Raw genomic sequence first — 17,120 nt, forward strand, 5'->3', positions numbered from 1 at the left:
TGGTTGTTGCCCAGTCTAGTAATCAATGCTCAAAATAAAATTCCATTTATGAAAAACAGTATATCCAGGCCAGTCATTGTAATCGGTTCAGGTCGGTCTGGTACAACCATTATTTCCGAAATACTCTTCCGGCACGAAGATTTGGCCTGGCCGTCTAATTACCAGGAAATGTTCCCGGCAAAACCAGGCATTAACCTTTTTCGCCTGGCTTTTGAAAATAAATTGTGGCGTCTGCAGGGCCAGAAACCGCAGTTAAACAAGGTTTCTAAACTTAATAAGATTCTGTTTAAACCTGCAGAAGCCTACAGGTTTTGGGAATACTTAACCGGGCCGGATGTAGATTTTTCACGAGGCTTTCTGCTTCACCAGAAACCATCAGCAGACGACCTGAAAAGAATTCACAAGGCATTCAATAAAATAGTACGGTACCAGTCTAAAAAAAGACTGGCATTTAAAATAACAGGCCCGGCTAGAATAGGTTATCTTAAAACTGTTTTTCCCGATGCTGTTTTTATCAATATTGTAAGAGAGCCTATTGCAACCATTAATTCGTGGCTAAACGTAGAGTTTTGGCAGGACAAAGGAAAACACCAGTTGTGGTGGACCGGCGCTTACACACCACAGGAACTGGAATGGGCAGAAAAGAATGCTGATAAGCCGGAACTGCTGGCAGCTATGCAATACCGCAAACTACAGGAAACAACAGAAAAAGAAATAGAAGAGCACAAAGTAAAGTGCCTGACCGTACGTTATGAAGATTTTGTGGCACAACCTGCAGCAACAATCCATAGCATTATAGCTTTTGCAGATCTAAAAAAATCATCGCTGGTAGATACATATTTGCAGGGAATAAAAATCTATAACCAGAACAAGAACGACGAAAAAACCGGCGAAGACCCACAGGCAACAGATATGCAGCGCATTTTACAGGGAGTTTATGCATTTTAGTTTTTTGGAAACAGGCAGTATAACACCTGTCAGCACCGGTTGTGTCACTCACTTGTACGCTATAACAGGTGGCAGCAACGATACTGCATGTGCAGCAGGTAGAAAGTCTTTACGCTGCCAGCGCACAGCAATGCTTCAACAGTTGAAGTGTGCGACGCAACAAAAGCTTAATAGCAGTACAACTGCCGGGTACATAAATTTATTATAAGCTTGCCCGAAAGGGCAACTTTGTTTTGTAAGCTGTAAAGCTTAATAACCACTGAACAATCTTATGGGAGTGAATAAACAAAAGCTCGTAAAAACAGGTATATGGCAGGTGCTGAATACTGTTGTTGTACTGGTGTCTCAAATCGGTGCAAATGCAATACTGGCCCGCTATGTAAGCGATGTGGAGTTTGGTTTAATGGCCATTACCAATGCTTTTGTAAACTTTGCCAGCTTCTTTTCTGAAGCCGGTATGGGCGATGCATTGCTGCAAAGAAAAGAGGTGGAACCCCAGCATAAAAATGCTGCGTTGTATTTCAGCCTCGTGGTATCTGGTTTGCTTTATGTTATACTGTATTTTACCGCTCCGTGGATATCCACCTTTTACGATAAGCCCGAACTGGTAACGATTCTGCGGGTATTGGGTCTTAGTTTCATCCTGTTATCTCTTGGCTCATCTTCTTACAACCTGATGCAGAAGAACTTCAATTTTAAACAGGTTTTCTACAGTGATAGTTTAAGCTTATTTGCTTCTAACATATTAGGTGTTGCACTGGCCATGTATGGCTATGGTGTTTGGTCGCTTGTGTGGTCTATTCTCTTTTACAATGCTGCAAGGCTGATCATGGTATGGATCATTGAGCCAATACCTTTAAAACTCGGCGCCTCACTGCGCCACTGGAAAGACCTTGCCGGCTATGGTGCGGGTTTAACGTTGATTCGTTTAAACAATTTTGTAAGCGGTTTTGGTATTATGCTCGAGATTGGTAAACTGGTAAGCATTGCATTACTGGGCGCCTTTGAACGCTCTTACAGGTATACCAATTTACCGGTACGTTATATTGGCGACATGATTCAGAAAATCATGATGCCATTTATGGCCAAGATGCAGGACGAAATGGATAAGCTCTATGTGTTCTTTTTGCGTGGTATGTCTTTCTCCAATTCTTTGCTTGTACCCATCAGCGTATTTGGTGTAGTCTTCTGTAAACCTATTGTCTTAATCTTACTCGGGCACAAATGGTTAAATGCAATTGTGCCAATGCAGATATTGTTCATTTCGCTTCCTTTCAGGATTACCACAAAAGTAGCAGATGCACTTATGCGAGCAAAGCAGCTGGTCTTCAGAAATGCAGGCAGAAAATTTCAATATACCATTGTATTGTGTGTAGGTATATATATAGGTTGGTTGTTTGACAAAAACGGTCTCACCGGCATATCTACAGCAGTTACACTGGCGGCAGTCTTTAATTATGTGGCAATGTTGATCACGATCAAAAAGAGGGTATTTCCTGAAGGCTGGCAGAAAATGATTTTGCATCCTTTTAAAAACGGGTTATGGCTGTCTGTGGTTTTTGTTTTGCCTGCATATGCCGTTTATTATGGCCTCGATTACGTTTTAAAAGAACAGGTGCTGTCATTTATAATTGTTACCTGCGTGTTGGGTGCATTTGTGCTGTTTGTTTTCCTGAAAAAACCCACTTTACTTGGCCAGGATGTAGCTGATATGCAAAAAGAGATGGTTAAAATGGTGAAGAAAGGTGGCAAAGGTGGCGGTGGCAAAAAGAAACGCATGAGAGAACAGCAGCAAATAGAAAACGAAAACAATATTCCAACCGTTACAGAACCATTGAACGATTAATATTCCTGCATGACGAAATTTATTGTTTTTACCACGCCGCGCACCGGCTCAACTTTATTGGTTAAGTCGCTGGATACACACCCTGATATTTTTTGTGCAGGAGAAATATTCCTGTTGAGTGGTACACAGTTCCATGGCGAATGCAGTTTTAAATTCTGGAAACTTCCCTTGCCCAAAAAAGCAATCTACCTGCTCAATTTCCCTAATATGTGGATGAACCTGCAATCTTTTCTCAACAGGTTTTTTACCGCTGCAAGAGGAGAGAAGGCAAAAGGGTTTAAACTCATGCATTTTCAAACGGCTTACCTGCCGGGCATTACCGGTTATTTAAAGAACAATAATGTAAAAGTTATCCTTTTGCTGCGCGAAAACTTGTTAAAGAATACTTTGTCTGACCTCAGGGCAAGACATACAGGTGTTTACCACAACAGTGGTGCAGGCACAGAGAAGCTGCCTAAGTTTAAAGTTGATCTTACCACCCTCGGCAAAAAAATGGCCGAGATCGACACTTTCAATAAGCAACTGGAGCAGGTAACTGCTTCAATGGACCGCTTAAAAATAACCTACGAAGAATTTGATAACTGGGACGCAACAATGAATAAGGTGCTGAATTTTATCAATGTTCCTGACAACAAAATTGCGCCGGTATCAAAGAAGCTAAACCCCGATAAACTGGAAGATATGATCGAGAATTATGATGAAATGAAAACATGGCTGCAACAAAACAACTATGCACATTTTCTCGATTAAACAAACATACATCGCATGACCAATTTTATCATATTCACCACGCAGCGAAGCGGTTCAACGGTGTTAACCAAGACACTCGATGAACATCCGCAGGTTTTTGTAGCCGGTGAAATTTTTCATACCAACAACGAAATACACCATCCAGAGTGGCATTTTCCTTTCAAAAATTACCTGGGTAAAGGAACAGCCCGCGGTATGCTCATGAAAGTGAATAAAGCGCTGAACAATATTGGTATGCAGAACAAAATAAAAAAGCACCTCGATGCTTTTTATACTGCAACAGAAGCCGCAGAAACCGCCAGGGGGTTTAAGCTCATGCAGTCGCAGGTTAAATCAAATCCGGCTATCTGGCAATACATAAAAAACAATGATGTAAAAATAATCGTGCTGGTGCGCAAAAATATTTTCGAAACAGCACTTTCGCGTTACCGGGGCAGGGAAACAAAAGTGTATCACTCTGATAGCACTACCACCCAAAAGCAAAAATTACAAATACCGGTAGCGGAATTTACGGCATGGCTTCGTACACTGGAAGAAGCCAATAAAAAGCTGCTTCAGCAAACAGAAGGTATGAACCGGCTGGTACTTTATTATGAAGATTTTGCAAACTGGAACAATATACTGCAGCAAACTTTTGGTTTCCTGCAGGTAGATATGATCGCTATTCCGCCGGCCTTGCAAAAGGTAGGCGCAAAAGACTGGCGCGCAGGTATAGAGAATTACGAAGAACTCGAAAAGGCGTTACAGCAAACCAATTATGCCGGCTGGTTAAATTAGACAATCAGTATTTTTGTGAGCCCGGCTGCAGCACATCTATGAAGCTTTGGTTGCGTCGCACACTTGTACTGTTGAAACACCAGGCAGCAAAAGCGAAGATTGAAGCGTATAGCGATAGTGCAACTTAAACAACCGTAAGCAGTAAAACTGCATAAAGATTATCGAAAAAATTCTTTTATGGCAATGACTTTAAAATTGAAAGATGCGTGGTATTGGATAGCCAATTTTGCCATACTTGCTTCTTGCTCGGTGTCTATGATGATGGATGATCCCATCTATCTTATTGCAGTAGCTGCACCACTTATTTTCCTGGACAGGGCATATGTTGTACCGGTGTTTATTTTTATTGCCTGTATCGAAGGTTCATTCGTTTCAGATGATGCTTCATCAAAAGCAGAGACCTATGCCATTGCTGTGGCGCTGCCATTCTTTTTGTACGATATCATTACCCGCAATAAAATAAAAGTACCATTTAAGCTGTCGCTTTTATACGTTTTCTTCGGTGTATTCGTCATTTCAGGCATGATCACCTGGGGCGCACATCCCGAGATCAAGCGTTATGTTTCCCAGGCGTTATACATGAAACTGGGCATCTTCATCTACGTAAAAATGTTTATGAAGATCATCAAGCTCATCTTCTTTTTCATGTACCTGAAAGTGCTTATCAACAGCGATAAAGAATTACTTTACCGCGGGCTTACACTTGTAAAAGACATGGCGGCGTATCTTATAGCACTGGTGTTAGTTGATATGCTGTTGTTTGGTGCCGTAACAGAAAAGTTCGATACGCTTCACTTTGGCGATGCGCACCACGGAGACTTTTCCTCAAACATGAATGCATTAGGTGTTATGTTGTATATAGGCATATTCGAACCTAAGTCAACTTTGTTCAAACGCTTTGTAAACCTTGCAGGCCTGGGTTGTCTGTTGTTTGTAATCATGAATATCGCCTCAAGAAACGGGTTGCTCAACTTTGTTATTCTCGGTTGCCTGGGCGGGTTTATTGCCTTGTGGAATTTGCGGTGGGGTGCCAAGGTATTAATCGTTGCGGCAGCCGTTGTGGTAGCCGGTGCCTGCGGTTACATATTTAAAGATTCGCCCACTATCGAGCGTTTTATTTATCAGACAGAAGAAGAGGATGGTGGTGAGCGTATCGCTTATTGGAAGGCAGGTTACCAGGCTGTGTCCCGCAACCCTGTATTTGGTGTTGGTGGAGATGAAACTGCGTCTTTATGGGCAACATTCCAATATGCAAAGGAGGTAGACCCGCACGTTATGCACAATACCTTCCTTGAGTTTGCGGTAGAGTATGGGCTGCTGGGTGAAATATTTTTCCTGATTTACGTAGGTGTCATTCTATGGCACAGTTACAGAAACTTTATGTTCGCAGCAAAGTATAATGATATCATATTGGCCGCACCCGGTATCGCTTATTTTATATCCATCTTTGCGGGTCTGTTTGTAAGCCGTATATGGGAATCTACACTGTGGTATTATTCAACGCTGGTTTTTGCAACATATGTTGTGTACCGGAAACCGATAGAAGACGCATTTAGTAAACGAAAAAAATATTTAGTACATGGCCTGCCAGATCCGTTAAAAGATCCTGCAATTGCCATACACCCAGCTTAATCAATATTAATCCTGCTTATGAGTGATTTCCTATCGAAAAACGAAAAGCTGCTGGAAAAGCCTGTTATCATATTTGGTACCGGCCGTTCCGGTACTACCGTAATATCAGACATTATTTTGCATCACGAAGACCTGGCCTGGCATAGTAACTGGCAGGAGCTGTTGCCAAAGTCTGCAGCCATTAATTACCTGCGCCGTGCATTCGATAATGGCTTATGGAACATTACGGGCATGAACACGCAGAATAACAAATCACTTGTCAACCAGGTATTGTTCAGGCCTATAGAGCGCTACGATTTCTGGGAGAGTATTACCGGCCCCCGCATTGATTTTTCACGAGGTTTTTTACTCAACGAACGCGCCACCGAAGCCGAACGTGCGCACATGCGTATGCATTTTGCGAAAATGGTGAAATACCAACACCGCAAAAGACTGGCATTTAAACTTACAGGCCCGGCACGTATGGAATACCTGCTCAGTGTTTTTCCTGATGCGCAGTTTGTGCAGATCACCAGGGAGCCTGTGGCTACAGTACGCTCCTGGCTGGAGATACACTGGAGCAATCAAATGACGGAACAACTATGGTGGGATGGTGCATATACAGAAGAAGAAAAAGTAAAGGCGAAAGAGTTAGCTAAAAACCCTGCACTGTTTGTGGCCTTCCAGTATAAAAAGTTAATGGAAACAACGGCTTTGGAAACGGCCAAGCTGGGTGCAGATGTTTATACAGCACGCTACGAAGATTTTGTAAAAGATGCCAGTGGGTTCATTGCAAACATGATGCAACACCTCGGTTTGCCTGAATCTAAAAGAGTAAACGCATTTATGAGTAAAATCTCTGTGCAAAACAGGAACAACCGTTCTGCAAAATCTGATAAAACCGCAATAGACGAAGACACAAAACGTAAGATACTCGAGATCGTAAACGGCTGATGAGTGAGTAAAGCTTTGCAGCCTTTTTTTATACGCTTCCATCTTCGCGTTTGCTGAGTAGTATTGTTACAGTGGAAGAGTGCGACGCAAGAGAAGCTTCATTAATAACCCAACTGCCGGGTACACAAAAAAACGCTTATGAATGATAAACAAATAAAGTATGAAGAACTGCTGGAACGGCCAATTTTGATCTTCGGCAGTGGCCGCAGTGGCACCACTATTTTATCTGAGATCATTTTTCAGCATGAAGATCTTGCATGGCACAGCAACTACCAAGAAATTCTTACCAAATCTACCTGGATCAATTACCTGCGTCGTTTTTGGGATAATAAAATGTGGCGGCTGGTGAAGTACTGGAAATTTGTTGGTGTAAGTAAAAATACACGGCAGCAATTCGGATCTTTTTTAAAACTGCTCATCTTTAACCCGATAGAGCGTTATGCTTTCTGGGAGAGCGTTACAGGCCAGCGCATCGATTTTTCACGAGGTTTTTTGCTCAATGAAAAAGCTACGCCTGAAGAAATACATCACATCCGTTCATTTCTTGCAAAGCAGGTAAAATACCAGGGCCGTAAAAGATTGATCATGAAGTTTACCGGGCCTGCAAGGTTAGAATATCTCACCAGCATTTTTCCGGATTTGATTGTGGTAAGTATTGCAAGAGAGCCGATAGCCACAGTGCGTTCATGGCTCGAAGTTGGTTTCTGGCAGCGCATGGGTATTGACAAACTCTGGTGGATTGGCGCCTACTCCAAAGAAGAGGAAGCGGCTGCAGAAAAGCTGAAAGGTGATGCACCGCTGATCACGGCGTTTCAATATCGTAAACTGATGGAAACAACACAATACGAGATCAACAAACTTGGGTTGAATGTACTGGAAACACGCTACGAAGATTTTGTAAAAGACCCCAGGGCATTCATTCAGCAGGTAATGCATCATATGCAGTTGCCACAATCAAAATATGTAGATAATTATATGACGGAAATGGTTGTAAGCAACCGCAATTCAAGAACATCGAAGAAGACAACCTTCACAGAAGAGACAAAGCAACAAATTATGGAAATTGTGGGTGAGTATGCATAGCAGGCGGTAAGCAAAAGCAATATTATGAGCCATGCTACATTACTACTATTAAGCTGTCGTTGCGTCGCACTCTTGTACAACAACAATTCTATTCAACACATACACAACCTTCATCAGCAATGCGATTGAACTTTATCAATAACTTTTTTCAATCACCTTCAGTAAACAGTGGTCTTGTACCAAAGATAAAAGTTGCACACGTAATACGCGTATTCAGCTATGGTGGTGCAGAAGTTTTGTTGCGTGAATTCTTTGCCCAGCCTGAGTTCAAAGAACAAATTACATCAGACCTTTTTGTGCTCGATCATAAAAAACTGGGGTTGAAAGATGATGTAATGCCAAATATCAATAAGTTTTATTTCTATAAAATTACCACCTGGAAGTTCTTCTTTGAGTACCTGCGTTTTCTTAAAGACATCAAAAAAGGCAATTACGATATTGTACACATGCACCTGCCTGTTGCAGGCTGGATGGGCGTTGTAGCCAAACTCTTTACCGGCAAAAAAACAAAATATATCTATAGCGAGCATAACCTGGTAAACTTTTACAGTAAATACAATTATTACCTCAGCGGCTGGACGTATGGCTTTTTTGATAGTGTCATTTATGTATCGCACGAAGTAGGAGAGGTGATCCGTAAAATACAAAAGGGCTGGTTCTTCAAAACCAACCACCCCGTTACTATTCTCAATGGTATTGATACCAATAAATTTCATTGCACACACAGGCAACAGCTAAGCCCTGCACAAACGTTGACTATAGGATTGGTAGCAAGGTTCAGGCCGCAGAAACGTGTAGACCGCTGGGCAGAAGTTGCTGCTGCGGTACACAAAAAAAATCCGGCTATCAAATTCCTGATGGTAGGAGATGGCCCAAGTGATGAGCTGTTGAGGCAGCGCATCAAAGAGCTCAATGTCGAAGGCGTTATAGAATTGCCGGGTATGCTAACCGATACCTATGCAGCGTATAAACGCATAGACATATTCCTGCTTACCAGTGATTTTGAAGGCCTCCCCCTTGCATTGCTTGAGGCAATGAGTTGTGGTTGTGTGCCGGTAATAAGTAATGTTGGTGGTATTAAGCAGCTTGATTTTACAGGCATCGGGTATAAGTTCGATGATTTTAACCCCGATGCAATTGCTGATAAAATTGTGGCATATACGCAAAACCCTGATCAGTATTTTGTGGAAAGCGACCGTTCGAGGGATTTTGTAATTAAAAATTATTCGCTGACCAAACAGGTAAATGAGATCATTGATTTGTACAGGGAATTGGGTAAGTAAAGTACCTGGTAAAGTTAAATTTATCTCTTTTGTTATCTTTTAAACGCCTCACTCCGCGTTTGCCCAATATAGCTTCAACTGTACAAGAGTGCGACGCAACAGGCGATACCATGAAATACTGTTGCCGGGCTCATACGTATATGCCCTGCCTTCAATAACGTATAAGGAAAACATTTCGGTTTCGTTTTTGTTTGTGTAAGAATACTTTGCTTATTTCTACTAACTTGGTAAAAAGTTTTTATTATGCGCAGTACCAGCGGCTGGTGGATCGTTATCGTTGTAATGTTGCTGATTGACCTGTATGTTTTCATGGCCATAAGAACAGTAACACAAAATAGCAGCGAGAAAGCCAGAGTGATCATACATACCATTTATTGGGTTATTTCTGCAGCGGGTGTTATTACTATTCTGTTGTTTCCATATGTGCAGGCTTTTCAAACAAACGTCATTCTGAGAAACTATGTATTTGCTATGCTCGTTGGTTTGTTCTTTGCAAAAGTGCTTGCCAGTACTTTCTTCCTGGTAGATGATTTGCGGCGCGGTGCAGTGTGGCTGATGGCAAAGATATTTCCTAAAAGCGGCGCTGATTTTGTGCAGCAGAAAAACAGCATCAGCAGGTCTGCATTCCTTACGTGGGCTGGTATTGCCGTAGGCGGTGGCCTGTTTACTACTTTGCTGTATGGTTTTTCCAACAAGTACAATTATAATGTGCGCAGGCTTAAACTCACGTTTGCCAACCTGCCGTCAGCATTCAGGGGCTTGCGTATTATACAGGTAAGCGACATACACAGCGGTAGTTTTACCGATAAAGAAGCAGTAAAGAAAGGCGTGGAAAAAATTATGGAACAAAAACCTGATCTCATACTTTTTACAGGAGACCTGGTAAATGACCGTTCAGACGAAATGGATGAGTACATGGATGTATTCAACAAATTTTCGGCGCCACTCGGTGTATACAGTACACTGGGTAACCATGATTACGGAGATTACGTTGCATGGCCAAGTGAGGCAGCAAAAGCTGCAAACCTCGAAAGACTCAAGCAAATTCATGGTGAACTTGGTTGGCGATTGCTCATGAACGAACATGTGGTGCTGGAGAAAGACGGTGCATCCGTTGCATTGCTTGGCATAGAAAACTGGAGTGCGTTTGGAAGATTTCCCAAATATGGTAAAATGGCAGCAGCTTATGCGGGCACAGAAAAATATCCATTCAAAATTTTAATGAGCCACGATCCTTCTCACTGGGATGCAGAAGTAAGAACAAAATACCCTGACATTAACCTGATGCTCAGTGGTCACACACACGGTATGCAGTTTGGCCTCGAAAATCCTTATTTTAAATGGAGCCCGGTACAATGGTTTTATAAGCAGTGGGCCGGCCTTTATAAAGAAGGTCAGCAGATGCTGTATGTTAATCGTGGTTATGGTTTTATAGGTTACCCGGGAAGGGTTGGTATTATGCCTGAGATAACAGTAATTGAGCTGGCTTAGCGTTATACACTTTTATCTGCATCATAAACAATCCCGGCTTTCGCTCGTATTTCGTCGAGGGTTTCCATCAGTTGCATAGTGTCAGCAAACGTCATAACGTTACTTTCTTTCAGGCCTTTCCTGATGCATTCGCTGGCATGCCTTATTTCATATTGGTAACCCCAGCCTGCTTCTTTCTCCACAGGTATAATTTCTTTGCTGTCTATCCATCCCGGGTAGTGCTCAATTGTTGTGTCCGGCGCGTAAAAACGATGCGCCAGTTTAAACCTGCCATTGGTGCCATGTATATCGCACTCTGTGGCAATATTGGAAGCAAAGCTTGAAAACAACTGTGCCATGGCACCACTATTATATCGGAAAGTAATAGCGCATTGCTCATCTATACCTGTAAGCGCCGGGTTCATTACAGCATCTATGTTATCAGGTTTTCCTAAAATACTTAATGCCATAAATACATTGTAAATACCAATATCCAGCAGTGTTCCGCCGGCAAGTACCGGATCAAAAATGCGCGGCGCTATCGGTTCTGTCGGTTTAAAACCAAACCTTGCCAACACACTTTTAATCTCGCCGATCTTTCCTGCAGAGACCATTTCTTTCACCTTTATAAAGTGAGGCAGAAATTTAGTCCACAATGCTTCCATCAAAAACACTTGTTTTTCTTTTGCCAGTGCAATCATTTCTGCAGCTTCGGCAGCATTTATGGCAAAAGGTTTTTCGCATAAAACAGGTTTGCCATGTTGCAGGCAAAGTATGGTGTGTTCTTTATGAAAATTATGCGTGGTGGCAACGTAAATAATATCTACTTCATCATTTGTTACCAAAGCTTCGTAGCTGTCATGTAAATGCCTGGCAGGATAATCTTTTGCAAATGCACGTGCATTATCGATGCTCCGTGATGCAATTGCTACAAGTTCTGCATCTTTCACCAAACGAAGATCAGCGGCAAATTTCCTGGCTATTTTGCCGGCGCCCAGTATACCCCAGCGAATATTTGTTGGCATAACAGTATATTATTTTTATGAACCCGGCTGCACGGTTACTGCTGAGCTTCCGTTGCGTCGCACTCTTGTACGGTATAGCATGTGGCAGCAACGATGCACTTTCTGCAATAACCTTCAGCAAGTAATGTGGAAATATAAAATGTATTTATAACGCACATGTATCTTACAGCAGCAATGCAAATTTTTTGCGGGTTATGAATATACTGGAGAATGGCTTGCCAACAATAAAATTTTGCGCTTATTTCTTTGCCAGCAGCATTTCTGCAAGACGTTTATCCCTGCCGTAAACATCTTTCCTGATATTAAGTTTACCATCTTTATCAACCCAGGAGGTAAAGTATGCGATGAATACCGGAACCGTTTCTTTCAGTGTTACGTATTGCTCTTTGCCGCTGTTCATGGCAGACACAATTTTTTGTTGCGTCCAGGAAGAATCGTGTCTTAAAAGGTATTCTGCCATTTTTTGTGGCTGGCTAAGCCTGATACATCCATGGCTGAATGCCCGGTCATTCTCACCAAACAAAGATTTGGAAGGAGTGTCGTGCAGGTAAATATCATAGCTGTTCGGAAACAGGAATTTAACAAGGCCCAGCGAATTGCTCGGCCCCGGTCTTTGCCTTACAGCACCATTGTTCCACTCCATATTATGTTTGGCCAGGTAAGATGGATTGCGTTTTATACCAGGCAGCACTTCCTTCTTCAATATGCCGGAAGGTACATTCCAGTATGGACTAAACACAATGTATTTTATGTTGCCGTTGAAAACAACAGTTTTATGTGCGGGCTGCCCTACCACTACATTCATGCTCCATGCTACTGTATCGTTTTCGTAAACGTACAATTTGTAATCAGGAATGTTTACCACTATATAGTTTGTTTGAGATTCTACAGGCACCCAGCGGCTACGCTCCATGTTAACGATAATCTGTTCTATGATAGCACCGGCCGGTGTTTGCATTTGTTTTAAAACGGCTGGTCCAATAACGCCATCCTGTTTTTCGCCGTAACGTTGCTGGAAGTTTTTTACACCGGTTTCCAGCGTAGAATCGAATAATGCATTTCCATTATCAGCAGCCATATCCCCGGTCATAAAAAGCAACTTTCTTATAGCTGCTACTGTTGCAGAAGAATCGCCCGTTTTATATGTTTTCTGGTCTGCTTTTATGGACGGCAGGCCACCGCTTTTTTCTATGTCTCTGTACTTTTTCAATTGTTGTTTCAATAATGCATATTGGCGGTATACCGGCGCGGTGTCCAATATCTTTTTACCCGATATAAGGGAATCAAGCAGTTGTTCGTACGAGACTTTTTTGCGTGGTAAAAACCAGTCAAGTTCTTTCATCTGTTTTTCATCCAGACCACTCCATACATTGCGCGCATAAATAAAATACTGTGCCGTAAGCATCAATTCAGTGTATTCATTTGCAGTGCTTAAACTATCCAGCGCATTATTTTTCATCAGCTCAGTGAACGCCTGTTTATATGGTATGCTATCATTTAAGCCATCTTCATTAATATTCTGCATACGGTTATAAAGGTTCCCGGCCTGTTCAATAAGACCATTATTGTCATACCACGCAAATGCAAAATTTCTTTTGTTGTAAAAAGTATCAATATCTTTTTTGTAAACCTTTAGCAACGGAAATTTTACAAGGAAGGAATCTACAAGGCTACTTTTAAATTTCAGGGTTTTCTGGCTGCTGAAATTACCGGGAATGGTTATATCTTTTTCTGTTAATGCCGGAACAGTATCACGCTTATTTGTATGTTCTGTGGAGTTACCACTGTTGCATGCACCCAGGAAGGCAAGAAAAAAGGCAGCGATAAGTGCTGGTGTTAAGTGTTTTATACTGCATTTCATATTTCGAAGATAACAGTTGCACAATAAAAACAAAAGACCTTCCTGCGGAAGGTCTTTTTGAATGAATTAAGCGGTTACTTATAACCGGCTGTTAGGGTTACATAAGGGTGTATTATGCGTTGATCTCTTTTCTTCTTGAACCCCTTTGTGCAGTTTTCATGTTTCTCTGGATGTTCCAAAGATCTGCTGCACTGAATTGCCTGATGTTTGTAGCAACTGTTTCTTTCACTTCTGTAACCAGTGTCATTAATTCATCTGCTTCCATTACCACAATGGAATTGTTCACATTACTGTTCATAATTCTAATTTTAATCGTAAAAATTCTTCGTGGCAGGCACTGTGGTTAGCAGTAAGATCGTTAGGGCTGTTGGCTATGTGGTGACAAATATCAGTTGAAGATGATCATTTCCCTGATTTGCGCTGCAAAGGTAATGAAATTATGCATGTGACGCAAACGACTTTGTAAATGTATCGTTAATGTAACAGTGCTTATATAATTTCTTAATAGGTAGCATCTTTCTTTTATAAGGTTTTAAGCTAAAGCCAATCACTTAAAATTGAATTGCAGTCATAAGTGCGCCTGCTTGTTTGTAACGTAACACGACAGCACTCTTGCTGACCAGTATTGTTGCCGTTGCAGTGAGTGACACAACGATGCTTAATAGTAGTAATACAGCCGGCTAACCAATAGCTGTATTCATATAATAAAAAACCCCGCGAATGCGGGGCTCTTTATTATACATCAATTGTATGATTGTTTACTTCTGGTCGCTGCTGCTCAAATTGAGCGGGTAGCCATAGGTGCCTTCATAACCAGGATAAATACCTTCCAGTCTGACAGTTCCTCCTTGTGCTTTGCCAAGAAGTGCTTTCAGATCTTCTACAGTTTTTACTTCCTGCCCGTCAACGCTTGTTATCACAAAGCCTTCCTGCATACGTGTATTTTTCAAAATACCCGTGCCCAGTTTCTTTACCAATACACCGCCACTGATGTCATTCTTCTGTGCGGTGGCTTTATCAACAGTTGCCAGTTCTGCTCCTCCGAAGTCGTCTAACACTGATTCCTGTTTTACAGCTTCATAATTGCCAGACTTATTTTTAAGCGTGATTGTAGCAGTATTTTCTTTCCCGTTTCTAACATAGCTTACGGTAATCTTATCGCCGGGTTTGTAACGTGCAACCTGTTCCTGTAATTCCGGCCCGCTATTTACAATACTGCCATTGATTTTTGTAATGAAATCGCCTTTTTGTATGCCGGCCTGTTTTGCTGCACCATCATCGGCCACACCACTTACGAATACGCCTTCACCATCTTTGATGCCCAATTCTTTTTTCTTTTCTTCCGGCACATCATCTGGTGGATAAGAAATACCAATATACGCACGTTGTACAGCTCCGAATTTCATAAGGTCTCCAACAATTTTCTTTACGATGTTTACCGGTATTGCGTAGGAATAGCCGGCATAGGAACCCGTTGGAGAAGCTATGGCTGAGTTGATGCCAATTAATTCGCCGTTGGTATTGATGAGTGCTCCACCACTGTTTCCGGGGTTTACCGCGGCATCAGTCTGGATAAAAGATTCAATAGGTCTGTCGCCTTTATTGATACCAATGGAGCGAGACTTGGCACTAACAATACCTGCGGTTACGGTTACATCAAGATTTAAAGGGTAACCTACCGCCAAAACCCACTGACCAAGTTTTACATCGTCGCTGTTGCCCCATACCATGTAAGGAAGATTGGAACTTTCCACTTTTATTACCGCAAGGTCGCTGTTGGGATCTGTGCCTACTACGGTGGCTTTGTATGTTTTACGGTTGGTAGTAGTTACGGTAATTTCATCTGCACCTTCTACCACGTGGTTATTGGTAACGATGTAGCCATCGCCGCTCACTACTACACCACTGCCACTTGCGCGTTGTTCCGGGATGACCATACTACGTGGCCCGCCAAAAAAATCTGAAAAAGGATCATCATCTCCAAACAGATCTCCAAAAGGACTTCTGCGCCTGTTATTGTTGGTAACCTGTTTTTCTTTGGTACGTGTTTTTATATGAACTACAGCCGGTGTAGCAGCGGTGGAAGCCGCGGTAAAATCAACCGGTCCAGCGGGTACATTGTCCTTGTCAAAGAAGCCTGCATAGTTAACGGGGAGTTTACCGTTATCCTGCTGTTGTAATCCATAAGAGCTATTATTTTCCATGTATTTCGCATAGCCCCAAACACTCAAAATAGCTGTTGTTGCGCTAACGGCAACCACCAGTAAAATGTTTTTGAGTTTCATTGTCATTAGAAATTTTTTGTTTAATCGTTATGTGTCAAATATTATTCCTGTTGTGATAACAAAGTAACAAAGCTGTTTAATCGTCAGTTGTTAATCATTTCCTTTTAACATAAAATTGACGAAAGTTCTCGTAGTTCTGTCATTCTTTCAAAAAGACAAATGCAACGCTAATTTTTTGGCAGCCGTTATTTACTTTAAAGCTACGATAATAAAACCGCAAAGACCTATAAACGGGTAAGGAATTGCATTGTGTCAATACCATCTGCATAATCATTAAGGGCCGGAGACTGGGCATTGCCGAAAGGGGTAAAATTATTACCGACGATGCATTGTATGTCGGGGTGTATTGTCAACGTTTCCAGCGAGACTTTTTCCTTATAGTGAGTATAATTTACCTGGCTCACAGGCGCAAAAATTGACTCATTTTCTACAAAAATGAGTGAGCCGCCTGTCATATAGAACTTGTTATTCATGATCTGCAGCGCCAGCTGGTAATCATAATTGTGTTTATACTTATGAAAATCGAGTATGGTCTCGTATTTCTTCGCGGCCTGCAACAATGGAATGAAGTCATAATTTTCAGGCACAAAAAGTTTGGTAACATTCCGGCAACCAAGGCCGAAAAATAGCTGCATGTCATCGGCCAGGCTTTCCAGTTGTCCGGTTGTTTCTGTACCATCCAGTATGGCCACCGATGTTTTATTTCTCCTGATAATGGAAGGATATTTACCAAAATAGTACTCAAAGTATCTTCCTGAATTATTACTGCCTGTTGCAATATAGGCATCGCAGTTTTTCAGTGTTTCTGCAAATACAAGGAGGCCAGCTGCGGCGTTGTTCCATTCACATAACTTAGCCACGATATGATGGATAAGCACATTGTCTTTGGATGACGCTTTTATTAGAGCCCTGTTGCCGGTAATAAATACACACAGCATATCATGAAAACCAACCAGCGGTATGTTACCTGCCATTACGATGCCAACAGTCTTAGGGTTTGTATTTTCGCCGGCAACTTGGTATAGGTCAACCCATTTTTCCAGCAATGTTCCAGACAGGTAGTTGGTTACAATATTGTTGATGGCAATATTGATAAAGGGTGTCGTAAACCATGCATTTTCCCTGAAAGCTTTTTCTTTTACCGCCGCAAATTCCGAACTTTCATTTTCCATATATTCGCCCAGACGAACCATTAAATCAATTCTTTGTTTAAGCTGCATATGAATT

At 41.8% G+C, this 17,120-nt stretch carries 14 protein-coding genes; 9 read left to right on the plus strand and 5 right to left on the minus strand.

What is annotated here, in order from left to right; all coding sequences use genetic code 11:
• Positions 1-48 precede the first annotated feature (48 nt).
• The 9 genes from I5907_RS11435 to I5907_RS11475 all read left to right on the plus strand — a co-directional run bounded on the left by I5907_RS11435 (position 49) and on the right by I5907_RS11475 (position 10,743).
• Positions 49-948, plus strand: coding sequence for a sulfotransferase family protein (locus I5907_RS11435; RefSeq protein ID WP_196990843.1), 900 nt, complete (start codon positions 49-51; stop codon positions 946-948).
• Between the two features lie 277 nt (positions 949-1,225).
• A complete protein-coding gene (locus tag I5907_RS11440; RefSeq protein WP_196990844.1) occupies positions 1,226-2,794 on the plus strand; it encodes an oligosaccharide flippase family protein in 1,569 nt (522 codons plus the stop codon).
• Between the two features lie 9 nt (positions 2,795-2,803).
• On the plus strand, positions 2,804-3,544 hold the full coding sequence (locus I5907_RS11445; protein WP_196990845.1) for a hypothetical protein: 741 nt from the start codon (positions 2,804-2,806) through the stop codon (positions 3,542-3,544).
• 15 nt (positions 3,545-3,559) lie between these two features.
• Positions 3,560-4,321, plus strand: a complete 762-nt coding sequence (locus I5907_RS11450) for a sulfotransferase (protein WP_196990846.1) — start codon at positions 3,560-3,562, stop codon at positions 4,319-4,321.
• Positions 4,322-4,498: 177 nt separating this feature from the next.
• Positions 4,499-5,953: an O-antigen ligase family protein gene (locus I5907_RS11455; protein ID WP_196990847.1), complete on the plus strand. Its 1,455-nt coding sequence runs from the start codon at positions 4,499-4,501 to the stop codon at positions 5,951-5,953.
• Positions 5,954-5,971: 18 nt separating this feature from the next.
• Entirely contained in the window at positions 5,972-6,886 is a 915-nt protein-coding gene (locus tag I5907_RS11460) for a sulfotransferase (RefSeq protein WP_196990848.1), read from the plus strand.
• Positions 6,887-7,024: 138 nt separating this feature from the next.
• Positions 7,025-7,969 carry a sulfotransferase domain-containing protein gene (locus I5907_RS11465; protein WP_196990849.1) on the plus strand — a complete coding sequence of 315 codons (945 nt, stop codon included), beginning with the start codon at positions 7,025-7,027 and terminating at the stop codon, positions 7,967-7,969.
• 119 nt (positions 7,970-8,088) lie between these two features.
• On the plus strand, positions 8,089-9,252 hold the full coding sequence (locus I5907_RS11470) for a glycosyltransferase (RefSeq protein ID WP_196990850.1): 1,164 nt from the start codon (positions 8,089-8,091) through the stop codon (positions 9,250-9,252).
• Positions 9,253-9,495: 243 nt separating this feature from the next.
• Positions 9,496-10,743 (plus strand): metallophosphoesterase, encoded by a 1,248-nt coding sequence (locus I5907_RS11475; RefSeq protein WP_196990851.1) that lies wholly within the window; start codon positions 9,496-9,498, stop codon positions 10,741-10,743.
• A gap of 2 nt (positions 10,744-10,745) precedes the next feature.
• Here I5907_RS11475 and I5907_RS11480 read toward each other — a convergent pair whose 3' ends face one another.
• From I5907_RS11480 to I5907_RS11500, 5 genes are all read right to left on the minus strand, one after another.
• Positions 10,746-11,747 (minus strand): Gfo/Idh/MocA family protein, encoded by a 1,002-nt coding sequence (locus I5907_RS11480; RefSeq protein WP_196990852.1) that lies wholly within the window; start codon positions 11,745-11,747, stop codon positions 10,746-10,748.
• A 238-nt stretch (positions 11,748-11,985) separates the two neighbouring features.
• Complete coding sequence (locus tag I5907_RS11485; protein WP_196990853.1) at positions 11,986-13,608, minus strand: L,D-transpeptidase family protein; 1,623 nt, start codon at positions 13,606-13,608, stop codon at positions 11,986-11,988.
• 112 nt (positions 13,609-13,720) lie between these two features.
• Positions 13,721-13,906 (minus strand): hypothetical protein, encoded by a 186-nt coding sequence (locus tag I5907_RS11490; protein ID WP_196990854.1) that lies wholly within the window; start codon positions 13,904-13,906, stop codon positions 13,721-13,723.
• Positions 13,907-14,366: 460 nt separating this feature from the next.
• Positions 14,367-15,899, minus strand: a complete 1,533-nt coding sequence (locus I5907_RS11495; protein ID WP_231402029.1) for a S1C family serine protease — start codon at positions 15,897-15,899, stop codon at positions 14,367-14,369.
• Between the two features lie 218 nt (positions 15,900-16,117).
• On the minus strand, positions 16,118-17,113 hold the full coding sequence (locus tag I5907_RS11500; RefSeq protein WP_196990855.1) for an acyl-CoA reductase: 996 nt from the start codon (positions 17,111-17,113) through the stop codon (positions 16,118-16,120).
• Positions 17,114-17,120: the final 7 nt, after the last annotated feature.

The organism is Panacibacter microcysteis, assembly GCF_015831355.1.
GTDB lineage: Bacteria > Bacteroidota > Bacteroidia > Chitinophagales > Chitinophagaceae > Panacibacter > Panacibacter microcysteis.

Bases quoted from the DNA above. Each gene is read 5' to 3' on its own strand.
- I5907_RS11435 (WP_196990843.1), top strand. From the start codon at position 49: ATGAAAAACAGTATATCCAGGCCAGTCATTGTAATCGGTTCAGGTCGG.
- I5907_RS11445 (WP_196990845.1), top strand. From the start codon at position 2,804: ATGACGAAATTTATTGTTTTTACCACGCCGCGCACCGGCTCAACTTTA.
- I5907_RS11450 (WP_196990846.1), top strand. From the start codon at position 3,560: ATGACCAATTTTATCATATTCACCACGCAGCGAAGCGGTTCAACGGTG.
- I5907_RS11455 (WP_196990847.1), top strand. From the start codon at position 4,499: ATGGCAATGACTTTAAAATTGAAAGATGCGTGGTATTGGATAGCCAAT.
- I5907_RS11460 (WP_196990848.1), top strand. From the start codon at position 5,972: ATGAGTGATTTCCTATCGAAAAACGAAAAGCTGCTGGAAAAGCCTGTT.
- I5907_RS11465 (WP_196990849.1), top strand. From the start codon at position 7,025: ATGAATGATAAACAAATAAAGTATGAAGAACTGCTGGAACGGCCAATT.
- I5907_RS11470 (WP_196990850.1), top strand. From the start codon at position 8,089: ATGCGATTGAACTTTATCAATAACTTTTTTCAATCACCTTCAGTAAAC.
- I5907_RS11475 (WP_196990851.1), top strand. From the start codon at position 9,496: ATGCGCAGTACCAGCGGCTGGTGGATCGTTATCGTTGTAATGTTGCTG.
- I5907_RS11480 (WP_196990852.1), bottom strand. From the start codon at position 11,747: ATGCCAACAAATATTCGCTGGGGTATACTGGGCGCCGGCAAAATAGCC.
- I5907_RS11485 (WP_196990853.1), bottom strand. From the start codon at position 13,608: ATGAAATGCAGTATAAAACACTTAACACCAGCACTTATCGCTGCCTTT.
- I5907_RS11490 (WP_196990854.1), bottom strand. From the start codon at position 13,906: ATGAACAGTAATGTGAACAATTCCATTGTGGTAATGGAAGCAGATGAA.
- I5907_RS11495 (WP_231402029.1), bottom strand. From the start codon at position 15,899: ATGACAATGAAACTCAAAAACATTTTACTGGTGGTTGCCGTTAGCGCA.
- I5907_RS11500 (WP_196990855.1), bottom strand. From the start codon at position 17,113: ATGCAGCTTAAACAAAGAATTGATTTAATGGTTCGTCTGGGCGAATAT.